Origin of the sequence: Methylomicrobium lacus, assembly GCF_041897535.1 — a bacterium.
In the GTDB taxonomy this organism is placed as follows: Bacteria; Pseudomonadota; Gammaproteobacteria; order Methylococcales; family Methylomonadaceae; genus Methylomicrobium; species Methylomicrobium lacus_A.
On record NZ_CP169217.1, the window covers coordinates 2,881,613 to 2,894,477 of the forward strand.

The following is a 12,865-nucleotide window of genomic DNA, read 5'->3' on the forward strand; positions in this document are numbered from 1 at the left end:
TCAATACCTGTAGGTTCTGCGCGACTTTTTTAAATGAGATAGGAAATTGCATGAGACTATTACTGGTTGAAGATGATGAGATCCTCGGAGAAGGACTGTCGGCCGGCCTGAAAATGGAAGGATACGCGGTCGATTGGTTTACCACCGGTAAACTTGCGGAGGAGGCGCTGAAAAATAATCTCTATGAGCTGATCGTGCTTGATTTGGGCTTGCCGGACATGGACGGCATGGAACTGTTGCACGAGTTGCGTAGCCGCAAGGACGAAACGCCGGTGATGGTGTTGACGGCTCGCGACACGATCAACGATAGAGTGATCGGCCTGGATAGCGGCGCGGACGATTTTGTGAACAAGCCTTTCGATTTGACCGAAGTCTGCGCCAGGCTGCGCGCCTTGGCCAGGCGGAGCGAAGGCCGCAGCACGCCGCTGATCGCGCATAAGGGCCTGACTCTGGATCCGGCCTCGCATATCGTGACTTACAACGACGAACGGGTCGACCTGTCGCAAAAAGAATTCGAAATCTTGAGTTTTCTGATGGGCAATATCGGCAAGGTCGTCTCGCGGGCGCGCCTGGAAGAAAGTCTGTATTCGTGGGATTCGGATATCGAAAGCAATACGGTCGAGGTCCACATCCATTATTTGCGGAAAAAGCTCGATTCCGGCTTGATTCGGACGGTCAGAGGGGTTGGCTACATCATTGACGCCGAAGAAGGTTAATGAATTATTCGTTACGGCAATTACTGCTGGTGTCGTTGCTGTCCGCAACGATGGTGATCTGGGGCGTTACCGCCTTTTCCAGCTATAAGGCGATCCGTGACGAAGTGGCCGAATTGTTCGATGCGGAACTGGCGCAATCAGGCAAAGTCCTGTTGGCTTTTGTCGACAGCTTGTTGCAGGACGGAGCCTTGCCCGATTACTGGCGGCAAGGGCGTCTGGCGCAAGGTCATGAAGGCCTGAATTTTACCGAAACGTATCAAAGAAAACTGGCTTACCAGCTATGGTCGGAAGAAAAAGGCCTGCTTTCGCATTCCGGCAAGGCGCCGGGGTTGCTGGAGGATCTGAAGGGGAACGCGGCGGGAGAGCTGGTTTGGCATGTGTTCGATGACTCCCTGAAAGGCGACGCATTTCGCCTGAAGTACGAAAGCAAGGTCGCCTTTCAGCTTTGGTCGAAGGATAAAGGCTTGCTGCTGCGTTCCGAAAGCGCCCCGCAGGTTCCGTTTACCTTTGCCAAGCAGGGGTTCAGCGAGGTGCAAAGCGAAGGCGGCCTCTGGCATGTTTTCACCGTGTCGAACCAAGCGGGCAATTATGTGATCCATGTCGGCCAGCAGGAAGCGATCCGCAAGCAATTGACCGATGAAATTTCCGAACAGCTGGTCACGCAGTTTCTGGTCGGCATGCCGGTATTGGCGCTGGTGATATGGTTTATCATCGGCAATGCCTTGACGCCGATCAGTCATTTGCAGCATGCGCTGGCGGAACGGGAAGTCAGCAATCTGAAGCCGCTCTCGGTCGACAATCTGCCGAATGAGATTGTGCCGATGGTCGACGCGCTGAATAGCCTGTTCGATCAGCTGGAAAAAGCGTTCGAGAACGAACGCCGTTTTACCGCGGATGCCTCGCACGAGCTCAGAACGCCATTGGCGGGCCTGTTGACGCAGGTGCAGGTGGCGCTTAAGGCGCAGGACGAACAGATTCAGCGGCAGGCGTTGAAAAGGATAGAGCAGGCGGTCAATCGCATGAGTTACATGGTGCAGCAATTGCTGACCTTTTCGCGTATCGATTCCGGGCCTGAATATCTCGAAAAAACCTCGGTCAAATTATCGTCCGAAGTGATCCAGGTGATCACCGACCTGGAGCATGAAGCGTACCGAAAATCGATAGAAGTCGAATTTATCGAGGAGTCGTCCGCGGAAATCATCGCCAACCCGCAATTGCTGAACATACTGATCCGCAATATCATCGATAACGCGATCAAATATACGCCAGAATTCGGCAACATCAGGGTCTATCTGACCGATAAAGACAAAAAAGTGGAGTTGCGCGTCGAGGATTCAGGTCCTGGGATCGCGCCCGAAGCCTACGAAAAATCGCTCAAACGCTTTCACCGCTTGGCGGAGACCTCCAGCGTGGCGCAGGGGACCGGACTCGGCTTTTCGATCGTGCAGCGGATCGTCGCGATCCACGGCGCCGAGTTCAGCCTCGGCGTGTCGGAGCTGGACGGACTGAAGGTGACGGTTTTGTTCCCTTGCCCCAGAAGAAAAGCCGATAAAGCACCGCCGCAAAAACCCAGGGTGCCGGCGCAGGTCAAGCGCGTCTCGTAGAATGGCGGTTTATGGCTCCATGATGACCGGATTGATCAGCGTGCCGATGCCTTCGATTTCTATCCTGACCGTTTGCCCCGGTTTCAAATAACCGCGCGGGTACATCTTGACCCCAACCCCCGCCGGCGTGCCGGTGCTGATCACATCGCCCGGCTCCAGCGTCATCGCCGTGGACAGATAGGCGACCATCTCATAGCAGTTGAACAGCATCTCGCCGGTATTGGCCTGCTGGCGCAACTCATCATCGACCCAGGTCCTCAGATTCAATTGGTGCGGATCGCCGATTTCATCGGGGGTCACGATCCACGGTCCCAGGGGGCCTGCCGTGTCGAACGACTTGCCGATCATCATCGTCGGCGAGCGCGCCTGCCAGTCGCGCACCGACACGTCATTCGCGACCGTGAAGCCTGCAATCACTTCATGCGCGTTTTCGACCGCGACATGGCGGCAGCGCCGGCCGATCACGAACGCCAACTCGCCTTCGTAATCGAGCTTGTCCGAGACCTTGGGGCGGTGAATCGCATCCCCGGTGCCGATCACGCAGGTGCTCTGCTTGGTGAAAAAACTCGGGTATTCGGGCCTGTCCTTGCCGGTTTCGGCGATATGATCCGCGTAGTTCAGGCTGATCGCCAGATACTTGCCGGGGCGCGGCACCGGCGCTTCGAGCTTCACATCCGGCAGCGGAATGCGGTGCTTGCCGCTGTCGATTTGCGCCTGCATCGCGGCGAGTGCCCGGTCTCCCGCCGCCAGGAATTCCAGCATCCGCGGTGGGATAGCGGCATTGCCCAGGCTGTCGACGACAAAGTCCTCGACGACCGCGCCGACACGGGTGGATTGGTGATGCGTGAAGGTGACCAGTTTCATCGTGCAGTTTTTCCGAAAAGATTGCAAACGGTTATTGTATATCGAAGCCTGCCGGCAAAAAAAAAGATATAATGCGCCATTTTAACTTAACCACGTTTAACCGCGAGGAGATGATAATGAACGAAAACTGGATCGCGCCTTCCATCCTGTCGGCCAATTTCGCCAAATTGGGCGAGGAAGTCGACAACGTCCTGGCCGCCGGCGCCGACATTGTGCATTTTGACGTGATGGACAACCATTTCGTGCCGAACCTGACCATCGGCCCTCTGGTTTGTGAAGCGCTCAGAAAGCACGGCGTGACCGCGCCGATCGACGTGCATCTGATGATCGAGCCAGTGGACCGCATCATTCCCGACTTTGCAAAGGCCGGCGCCAGCATCATCACCTTCCACCCGGAAGCCTCCGTGCATATCGACCGCACCCTGCAACTGATCAAGGACAACGGCTGCAAGGCCGGCCTGGTATTCAATCCGGGCACGCCGCTGCATTATCTGGATTACGTGATGGACAAACTGGACATGATTCTGTTGATGTCGGTGAATCCGGGCTTCGGCGGTCAGTCGTTCATTCCGTCCGCATTGACCAAGTTGCGCGAAGTGCGTAAGAAAATCGACGACAGCGGTTTGAACATCCGTCTGGAAATCGACGGCGGCGTCAACGGCGCCAATATCCGCGCAATCAAGGAAGCCGGCGCCGATACCTTCGTCGCAGGTTCCGCGATTTTCGGCAAGCCCGATTACAAGCAAATCATCGACGACATGCGCGCCGAACTCGCGAAGGCTGGCAAATAATCGTTAGTTTCCGTAGGTCGGGTTAGCGCAGCGTAACCCGACATTGGCAACACATCATGTTGGGTTACGCTGCGCTAACCCAACCTACGAACTATGGTTTTATACGTTGCGCAAGGCGCAGTTTGAAGAAAAGAATGACCCCCGAACAATTCAATCAATACGCCCGCCAGGGCTATAACCGCATCCCGGTCAGCCGGGAAGTGCTGGCCGATTTGGATACGCCGCTCAGCGCCTATCTGAAATTGGCCGACGGCGCTTATTCCTATTTATTCGAATCGGTGCACGGCGGCGAACAATGGGGACGCTATTCGATCATCGGACTGCCCTGCAAAACGGTCGTCAAGGTGATCGGCAACCGCATCAACCTGGAGAAAAACGGCGAGATCGTCGAAACCGCCGTGCTCGACAATCCGCTGCTGTGGATCGAAGGCTTCAAGGCGCGCTACAAGGTGCCGGACATCGACGACCTGCCTCGTTTCAACGGCGGCCTGGTCGGCTATTTCGGCTACGAGACGATTTCTTACATCGAGCCGCGCCTCGGCAGCGCCGGCAAGCCCGACCCCTTAGGCAATCCGGACATCGTATTGATGGTGTCCGAAGAAATGCTGGTGTTCGACAATCTGTCCGGCAAGATGCTGCTGTTGACCCATGCCGACCCCGCCGAAGACCAGGCTTTTGAGCGCGCGCAGCAGCGCCTGCACGCATGGGCGGTCAAGCTCAGGGAAGTGCAGGCCAAGCCGGCAAGGCATGCGGCGCCGAAAAAGGTCAACGAGTCCGATTTCGTCTCCGGCTTCACCCAGCAAGGCTTCGAAGACGCGGTGCGCAAGGCGAAGGAATACATCACCGACGGCGACATCATGCAGGTGGTGCTGTCGCAGCGTTTGTCGATCCCTTACACCGCTTCGCCCTTGAACCTGTACCGCGCGCTGCGCTGCCTGAATCCGTCGCCGTACATGTTCTTCCTGAATCTCGGCGACTTCCATATCGTCGGCTCGTCGCCGGAGATCCTGGTCCGGCTCGAAGACAACATCGTGACCGTGCGCCCGATCGCCGGCACCCGCCGCCGCGGCGCGACACAGGAACAGGACCTCGCGCTCGAAAAGGAGCTCTTGGCCGATCCGAAGGAAATCGCCGAGCACCTGATGCTGATCGATCTCGGCCGCAACGACACCGGCCGCGTCGCCGAAATCGGCAGCGTGCAGTTGACCGACAAGATGATCGTCGAACGCTACTCGCACGTGATGCACATCGTCTCGAACGTGATCGGCCGGCTGAAATCCGGCAAAAACGCCTTCGACGTGCTCGCCGCGACCTTTCCGGCAGGCACCGTCAGCGGCGCGCCGAAAATCCGCGCGATGGAAATCATCGACGAACTGGAGCCGGTCAAGCGCGGCGTTTATTCGGGCGCGGTCGGCTACATCGCCTGGTCCGGCAATCTCGACACCGCGATCGCGATCCGCACGGCCGTGATCAAGGACAGCATGCTGCACATCCAGGCCGGCGCCGGCATCGTCTACGACTCGATACCGCGCAACGAATGGGACGAAACGATGAACAAGGGCCGGGCGATCTTCCGCGCGGTCAGCATGGCCGAAGCCGGACTTGAAGGAGAAGGAGCATGAGCGCAATCAAAGTGGTGATGATCGACAATTACGATTCGTTCACCTACAACCTGGTGCAATATTTCGGCGAACTCGGCGCGGACGTGACCGTCGTACGCAACGACCAGGTCACGGTCGAAGACATCGAACGCCTGGCGCCGGACAAGATCGTGATTTCGCCGGGTCCCTGCACGCCGAGGGAAGCCGGCGTCTCGGTCGAGGCGATCATGACCTTTGCCGGCCGCTACCCGATCCTCGGCGTCTGCCTCGGCCATCAAAGCATCGGTTACGCCTTCGGCGGCAACATCATCCATGCCAAAGAAATCATGCACGGCAAGACTTCCGAGGTTTATCACGATAACGTCGGCGTGTTCAAGGGCCTGAAAAACCCGTTTACCGCGACCCGTTATCATTCCTTGGTGATCGAGCAGTCGACCCTGCCGGAGTGCCTTGAAGTCACCGCCTGGACCCAGGACGAAGCCGGCAACATCGATGAAATCATGGGCGTTCGTCATAAGACGCTCGACATCGAAGGCGTGCAGTTCCATCCCGAGTCGATTCTGACCGAGCATGGACATGATCTGCTGAGGAATTTTTTGGAGCGGTGATTGTTATCCAACCGTACATCAGGACAAGAGAAGCATAATTTAGTTAAAGCTATGTCTATCTTTGGAGGAAATAGCAATGCTTAAGCAGATGGCTCTCAAAAATTTGACTGTTTATCCAGAGGCAAATCTGGAGTTCGGGAAGAGTCTGAATGTAATAATCGGTGAAAACGGCTCAGGCAAAACGCATTTGCTGAAGATGATTTATTCGGTATTGGCGGTAAGTGCTGAAGAAGGCCGTAAATCGAAGGTAACATCTCCCACTAAATCGATTTTACAAACACGTATCGCTGATAAGCTGACTAATGTTTATCGGCCCGAATCACTGGGGCGTTTGGCGAAGAGAAAACAAGGCCGCGAGAGATGCGATGTTAGCATGGTGTTTGAACAAAGCGATTGGGACATAGCTTTCAGCTTTGCTAGCAATAGTAAATCAGAAGTCAGTATTGAGAAATTACCGGATGCTTGGGTCGATGTTTCACCTGCTTATTTGCCGACGCGTGAATTGCTGACGATATTTCCTAACTTCATTTCGGTCTATGAAGGGCATTATCTCGAATTCGAAGAAACTTGGCGGGATACTTGCCTTTTGCTTGGGGCTTTATTACAAAGAGGGGCAAAAGAAAAGCGTATTAAAGAGCTTTTGGAGCCGTTGGAAGAGGCAATGAAGGGCTCGATTGAGCTTGATAAGAACGGGCGCTTTTATTTGAGAAATGAGAGTGGGCGCATGGAAATGCCGTTGGTTGCTGAGGGGCTGCGTAAGCTTGGAATGCTCTCACGCTTGATTGCAACCGGCGCGCTACTTGATAAAGGGTACCTATTTTGGGATGAGCCTGAAGCTAATCTCAACCCTGTACTTATCAAACAGGTCGCAAAAAGTATTTTGGATTTATGTGATTCCGGAATTCAGGTTTTTATTGCTACACATAGTCTGTTTTTGTTGCGAGAATTAGAAATATTGCTATCAGATTCAAGGTATAAAAAAGTTAAAGCTAAATTTTTTGGACTTCATGACACTGATGTTGGCGTCAAAATTGAGCAAGGCGTCAGTGTTGACGATATAGGCGATATCTCTGCGCTGGACGAAGAGTTAGCACAATCCGATCGTTTTTTAGCAATGGATTGATCATGCAGGGTTTAGACGTGGACGGTTTACAATTTGATTTTCCTGATGATTGGTTAGTTGGTAAATACGATGAGTGGTCGTTTTATCGAAATCAGTTTTGCCGCATAAAGTATGGAATCAAAGCATTGGATTTGCTTGCAATCGATCCGAGTAAAACCGCATGGTTGATTGAGGTCAAGGATTATCGCGTCAACTCCCGTACGAAACCCTCTGATTTGAGTAAGGAAGTGGTTCACAAAGTATTTGACACCTTGTCTGCAATGATTCCGGCAAAAATTCATGCTACCGGTCCGATTGAAAAGCAGCTTGCTCGTGCCATAGCAACAGCGAATAATTTACGAGTGGTCTTGCATCTTGAACAACCTGAAAAACACTCAAAATTGCGTCCTCGTGCCATCAATCTGGTAGATGTGAAACAGAAAATTCGACAGTTGTTAAATCCCATTGATGCACATCCGCTGGTTGTTGATGCGGCTTCAAGATGTGTTGACTGGCAAGTCAGTTTGTAAAATGAACTCATTCTGATGCAAATCCAACAAGCCCTGCAACAACTGCTCGATAAACACGATCTGACCCGCGCACAAATGCGCGCGGTGATGCGCCAGATCATGAGCGGCGGCGCGACCGACGCGCAGATCGCCGGCTTTATGATCGCGCTGCGCTGCAAGGGCGAAACGATAGACGAAATCGCCGCGGCGGCCGAGGTGATGCGCGAATTGGCGCAGAAGGTGCAGGTTACCGGCGAGCATGTGATCGATACCTGCGGCACCGGCGGCGATGGGGCGAATACGTTCAATATCTCGACGACCTGCGCCTTCGTGGTCGCCGCGGCCGGCGCCAAGGTCGCCAAGCACGGCAACCGTTCGGTGTCGAGCCGTTCCGGCAGCGCCGACGTGCTCGAAGCGGCCGGGGTCAATCTGGATATGAGTGCGGACCAGGTCGCGGATTGCGTCGCTGAGATCGGCGTCGGCTTTTTGTTTGCGCAAAAGCTGCACGGTGCGATGCAATATACCCGCGCCGCGCGCCGCGAAATGGGCGTCAGAACCCTGTTCAACCTGCTCGGCCCCCTGGCCAATCCGGCCGGTGCGCCGAACCAGCTGATCGGCGTGTTTGCGAAGGCATGGGTCGAACCCCTGGCCCAGGTGTTGAAAACGCTCGGCAGCCGGCATGTGCTGGTGGTCAGTGCGGACGACGGCCTCGATGAGATCAGCATCGCCGCGCCATCGCACATCGCCGAACTGAAGGAGGGCATCGTCACGACCTACACGGTGACGCCCGAACAGTTCGGCCTGCAACGCGCGAGCCTGTCGGAACTGGCGATCACCGACGCAGAGTCGAGCCTGGCGATGATGAAGTCCGTGCTCGACAACCGGCCCGGCCCCGCGCGCGACATCGTCGTGCTGAATGCCGGTGCCGCGATCTATGCGGCGGACCTTGCCGGCTCGCTCGATGCCGGCGTAAAAATGGCCTCGGCGCAGTTGGCGAGCGGCGCTGCGCGCGCCAAACTGGATGCCCTCGTCGCTTATTCAAACTCTGTAACAACCGATTAAATCATGACCGATACACCCGATATCCTGAAAAAAATCCTCGACAAAAAAGCCGAAGAGGTCGCTCGCCGACTATTGCGTACACCGATCGCCGATCTCGAAAGTTTTGCCGAAACCGTCGAGAAACCGCGCGGCTTCTATCGGGCCCTGCAATATCGCGTCGCGCTGAAGAAGCCGGCGATCATCGCCGAAATCAAAAAAGCCTCGCCGAGCAAGGGCGTGATTCGGGAAGATTTCCAGCCGGTCACGATCGGCCAGGATTATGCGATGAACGGCGCGACCTGCCTTTCGGTCTTGACCGACAAGGAATTTTTCCAGGGCTCCGAAGTGTATCTGCAAATGGTCCGCGAGCGTTGCCCATTGCCGGTGCTGCGCAAGGATTTCATGATCGACCCGTATCAGGTCTATGAAGCCCGTGCTTTAGGCGCGGACTGCATCCTGTTGATCGCCGCCGCACTCGAAGACGGCCGGATGCGCGAACTGGCGGACCTTGCGGCCAAGCTCGGCATGGACGTGCTGGTCGAAGTCCACAACGAAGAAGAATTGCACAGGGCCCTGCAACTCGACACCAAACTGATCGGCATCAATAACCGCAACCTCCGCACCTTCGAGACTTCGTTGCAGACGACTTTGGATCTGAAGGCGCAAATCCCCGAAGATCGCCTGATCATCACCGAAAGCGGCATCCACACGCAGGACGACGTGAAGCTGATGCTCGACAACGGCATCTATGTGTTCCTGGTCGGCGAGGCGTTCATGCGCGCGGAAAGTCCGGGCCAGAAAATGCGCGAACTGTTCGGCCTGTGAGGATGTAACGGCCTTGCATTCCGCTGCCGATCCGATCGGCGTATTCGACTCCGGCGTCGGCGGCCTGTCGGTGCTGCGCGAAATACGCCGCGAATTGCCCGCCGAAAACCTGCTCTATGTCGCCGATTCCGCGCATGCGCCCTACGGCGACAAAACGCAGGCATTCATCGAGGCCCGCGCGTTCGCGATCACTCGATTCTTGCTTGATCGCGGCGCGAAAGCGATCGTCGTCGCCTGCAATACCGCCACCGGCGCAGCGGTGGCGTCATTAAGAAGCCATTTCACCCAGCCGATCGTCGCGATGGAGCCGGCGATCAAGCCGGCCGCCGCGCAGACCAAAACCGGCGTGGTCGGCGTGCTCGCGACGCGCAGGACGCTGGCCAGTCACAATTTCGTCAAACTGTTCGAGCGTTACGCAAGCGAGGCCGAAATCCTGCCGCAAGCCTGTCCTGGCTTGGTCGAACAGGTCGAATCCGGCGATCTGGCGGGGGTGAAGACCCGAAACCTCCTCGAAACCTATGTGCTGCCGTTGGTCGCGCGCGGGGCCGATACACTGGTGCTCGGCTGCACGCATTATCCGTTCTTGCGCCCCTTGATTCAGGACATTGCAGGACCGAATGTGGCGGTGATCGACTCCTCCGAAGCGGTCGCGCGCCAGCTACGCCATCGCCTCGTTGCGCACGATTTGTTGGCCGATAGGGAGACATCCGGCAACGAGCAGTATTGGTCCAGCGCGGATCCTGCGATAACCGGTCCGGTTATCGCGCAGTTGTGGCGGCGGAACGTGGAAGTTCGCCGCTTGCCTGAATCCTTCGTTTTGCAATGAGGCGACCCTATTTACCCGACTCGAGGCCTAGCCGTTGGCTTCGACCACGCTCAGCCAACGGTGTTATCTCCAGAACTTAGTCAACGTAGTGAAGCGCCTGCGTCATAGCGCGCCCGCATCGACCAACAGGCTGTGGATTTGCGTCGCGATTTTTTCGTAACCCTGGTCGTTCGGATGGATCAAATCGGATTTGAGGCGGTTGTCGCCGAGCACCTCGGGCAGCGTTTCGACATCTATCGGCACGGTCATCGCCTCCGCGATGGCCTGATAGAAATCGGCGCTGGACATCCATAAGATGTTCGGCTTCGGCACGCCGAGCATCACGACACCGATCTTGCGGTTTCTGGCCAGGCTGATCATCTCTTTCAGGTTGTCGGCGGTTTGTTCGGGCGGAATCCTTCTGAGCATGTCGTTGCCGCCGTGGATCAGGATCAACAGGTCGGGCCGGTGCTGGTCGAGCAGGGCGGGCAGGCGTTTGGCGCCGTCGCCGCTGATTTCGCCGGGACGTCCGGCATTGACGACTTGCAACATGGTCAGTTTCGCGAGTACACTCGGGTAGTCGTGCTGCGGCGAGGCGCCGGTGCCGTAGGTCAGGCTGTCGCCGAAGGCCAGAATGACCGCATTGCTGGGCAGTTTGCTCAGAGTGTCGGTTCTGTTGCAGGCGGTCAGCAGCAACAGCAGAATGAGCGGAATGATTTTCATAAGGCGGTTTCGATGCAAAAAAAAGTATTGATCACCGGCGCGGCCAAACGCATCGGCGCGGCGTGCGCCAGGCGGCTGCACAGTGAAGGCTGTCATATCATCGTGCATTATAGAGCGTCGGAACGGGAAGCGCTGGAACTGCGCGACGAATTGAACCTGCTGCGTCCGGATTCGGCCAGCGCGTTGCAGGCCGATCTGTTGGACACCGAACATCTGGAAGGCGTTGCCGATGCCGCGCAAAAAATCGCGGGCGGCGTCGACGTGTTGATCAATAACGCCTCGGCCTTTTACCCGACCCCCTTCGGTCAGGCCTCCGAAGCGCAATGGGACGAGTTGCTCGGCAGCAATCTGAAAGCGCCGTTCTTTCTCGCGCAGGCCTTGCGGGAGTCGCTGAAGGCCAGGCGCGGCTGCATCGTGAATATCGTCGACATCTATGCCGAGCGCGGCCTGCCCGGTTTCCCGGTATACAGCATCGCGAAGGCGGGGCTGGTCGCGATGACGCGGGTGTTGGCGAAGGAGATGGGGCCCGAGGTCAGGGTCAACGGCGTCGCGCCCGGTGCGATCATCTGGCCTGAACACGATTTGTCCGAGCAGGGCAAAGCCGAGATCCTGCAGCGTGTGGCCCTGAAGCGCAGCGGCGAACCGGAGGATATAGCGAAAGCGGTGGCGTTTCTGATCCGCGACGCCGATTACATGACCGGCCAGATATTGACCATCGACGGCGGACGCACCTTATTTTATTGACGACCAGCCCGGCTTGATACGTTTTTGCTGGAGGTCGTTCTTGTCGAAGCGTTCCCATAACTCGCGGTAGCTGATTCCGCTGACCGGATGTTTCTCGTCGCCTGCGATTTCGGCCAAGGGTTCCAGCACGAAGGCGTATTTTTCGATTTCATCGCGCGGGATTTGCAGGCGCCCGTCGCTGACCACCAAGTTACCGTACAGGATCAGGTCCAGATCGAGCGTTCGGGACGAAAACTTTTTGCATTCGCGGGTGCGGCCGTGGTCGAGTTCGATCTGGCGGAGTTGTTTGGCGATCGTTTTGACATCGAGGTCCGAGTCGAAACCGACGATCAGATTGTGGAAGGTGTCGCCGATAAAGCCGACCGCTTCGGTTTCGTAAGTGCTCGAAACCACCAGACCGCCAAAGTAAAGCGCCAGCGCACGCAACGCGCTATGGATGTTAACTTCCTTGTCGATGTTGCTGCCGATGCTGATATAGCCCCTGGTCACCGCTTGCGATCCCCTCTCTCGATGATGATGCCGACGTCGCTGGCGCCGCTGATCGCGCCTTTTTTGTTCAATGCCAGTTTGACCCACGGCACATTAAATTCGTTCTGGATGATCTTGACGATTTCGACCGCGAGTTTTTCGACCAGAAAGAATTGGCTGTTTTCGACGAAGCTTATGATCCGTTTGGAGACCGTTTTGTAGTCGAGGGCGTATTGAATGTCGTCGGTTTCGGCGGCCTTTTCGATGTCGAAACCCATTTCGATATCGAGCACGATGGTTTGTTTGGTTTCGCGTTCCCAGTCATAGATGCCGATGATCGTCTTGATCTCCAGCCCGCCTAAAAAAATGATGTCCATGGTAATTTTCCGGTTATGATGTGCGCTTTTTAAAAGCGCTAAGTATCGGGGAATTGCCCCCGGCTTACAAGTTTTGATTGATGAAAG

The 12,865-nt window shown here is 56.2% G+C and carries 15 protein-coding genes; 11 read left to right on the forward strand and 4 right to left on the reverse strand.

Features of this window, described 5'->3' with window-relative positions:
- Positions 1-50 precede the first annotated feature (50 nt).
- Positions 51-716 (forward strand): response regulator, encoded by a 666-nt coding sequence (locus tag ACEPPP_RS12665; RefSeq protein WP_374087220.1) that lies wholly within the window; start codon positions 51-53, stop codon positions 714-716.
- Positions 716-2,320 carry an ATP-binding protein gene (locus ACEPPP_RS12670; protein WP_374087222.1) on the forward strand — a complete coding sequence of 535 codons (1,605 nt, stop codon included), beginning with the start codon at positions 716-718 and terminating at the stop codon, positions 2,318-2,320. The genes ACEPPP_RS12665 and ACEPPP_RS12670 overlap by 1 nt, the downstream gene beginning before the upstream one ends.
- Before the next feature lie 9 nt (positions 2,321-2,329).
- On the opposite strand, the gene ACEPPP_RS12675 is transcribed toward ACEPPP_RS12670, so the two are convergent.
- Entirely contained in the window at positions 2,330-3,184 is an 855-nt protein-coding gene (locus ACEPPP_RS12675) for a fumarylacetoacetate hydrolase family protein (RefSeq protein WP_374087224.1), read from the reverse strand.
- 116 nt (positions 3,185-3,300) lie between these two features.
- Here ACEPPP_RS12675 and rpe point away from each other — a divergent pair, with 116 nt between their 5' ends.
- From rpe to murI, 8 genes are all read left to right on the forward strand, one after another.
- A complete protein-coding gene (rpe, locus tag ACEPPP_RS12680) occupies positions 3,301-3,975 on the forward strand; it encodes a ribulose-phosphate 3-epimerase (protein WP_374087226.1) in 675 nt (224 codons plus the stop codon).
- 134 nt (positions 3,976-4,109) lie between these two features.
- Entirely contained in the window at positions 4,110-5,597 is a 1,488-nt protein-coding gene (trpE, locus tag ACEPPP_RS12685) for an anthranilate synthase component I (protein WP_374087228.1), read from the forward strand.
- Entirely contained in the window at positions 5,594-6,184 is a 591-nt protein-coding gene (locus ACEPPP_RS12690) for an aminodeoxychorismate/anthranilate synthase component II (protein WP_374087230.1), read from the forward strand. The genes trpE and ACEPPP_RS12690 overlap by 4 nt, the downstream gene beginning before the upstream one ends.
- A gap of 76 nt (positions 6,185-6,260) precedes the next feature.
- Entirely contained in the window at positions 6,261-7,307 is a 1,047-nt protein-coding gene (locus ACEPPP_RS12695) for an ATP/GTP-binding protein (RefSeq protein WP_374087232.1), read from the forward strand.
- A gap of 2 nt (positions 7,308-7,309) precedes the next feature.
- Positions 7,310-7,816 (forward strand): hypothetical protein, encoded by a 507-nt coding sequence (locus ACEPPP_RS12700; RefSeq protein WP_374087234.1) that lies wholly within the window; start codon positions 7,310-7,312, stop codon positions 7,814-7,816.
- Positions 7,817-7,831: 15 nt separating this feature from the next.
- Positions 7,832-8,857 carry an anthranilate phosphoribosyltransferase gene (gene trpD, locus ACEPPP_RS12705; RefSeq protein WP_374087236.1) on the forward strand — a complete coding sequence of 342 codons (1,026 nt, stop codon included), beginning with the start codon at positions 7,832-7,834 and terminating at the stop codon, positions 8,855-8,857.
- Between the two features lie 3 nt (positions 8,858-8,860).
- Positions 8,861-9,661, forward strand: a complete 801-nt coding sequence (gene trpC, locus ACEPPP_RS12710) for an indole-3-glycerol phosphate synthase TrpC (RefSeq protein WP_374087238.1) — start codon at positions 8,861-8,863, stop codon at positions 9,659-9,661.
- 13 nt (positions 9,662-9,674) lie between these two features.
- On the forward strand, positions 9,675-10,487 hold the full coding sequence (murI, locus tag ACEPPP_RS12715) for a glutamate racemase (RefSeq protein WP_374087240.1): 813 nt from the start codon (positions 9,675-9,677) through the stop codon (positions 10,485-10,487).
- A gap of 102 nt (positions 10,488-10,589) precedes the next feature.
- Here the strand turns inward: murI and ACEPPP_RS12720 are convergent, their stop codons facing one another.
- Complete coding sequence (locus tag ACEPPP_RS12720) at positions 10,590-11,189, reverse strand: GDSL-type esterase/lipase family protein (RefSeq protein WP_374087242.1); 600 nt, start codon at positions 11,187-11,189, stop codon at positions 10,590-10,592.
- 12 nt (positions 11,190-11,201) lie between these two features.
- On the opposite strand from ACEPPP_RS12720, the gene ACEPPP_RS12725 reads away from it, so the two are divergent.
- Positions 11,202-11,933 carry a pteridine reductase gene (locus ACEPPP_RS12725; RefSeq protein WP_374087244.1) on the forward strand — a complete coding sequence of 244 codons (732 nt, stop codon included), beginning with the start codon at positions 11,202-11,204 and terminating at the stop codon, positions 11,931-11,933.
- On the opposite strand, the gene folK is transcribed toward ACEPPP_RS12725, so the two are convergent.
- Positions 11,922-12,422 (reverse strand): 2-amino-4-hydroxy-6-hydroxymethyldihydropteridine diphosphokinase, encoded by a 501-nt coding sequence (folK, locus tag ACEPPP_RS12730; RefSeq protein WP_374087246.1) that lies wholly within the window; start codon positions 12,420-12,422, stop codon positions 11,922-11,924. The genes ACEPPP_RS12725 and folK overlap by 12 nt on opposite strands.
- Positions 12,419-12,778, reverse strand: coding sequence for a dihydroneopterin aldolase (gene folB / locus ACEPPP_RS12735; RefSeq protein WP_374087248.1), 360 nt, complete (start codon positions 12,776-12,778; stop codon positions 12,419-12,421). The genes folK and folB overlap by 4 nt, the downstream gene beginning before the upstream one ends.
- Positions 12,779-12,865 lie beyond the last annotated feature (87 nt).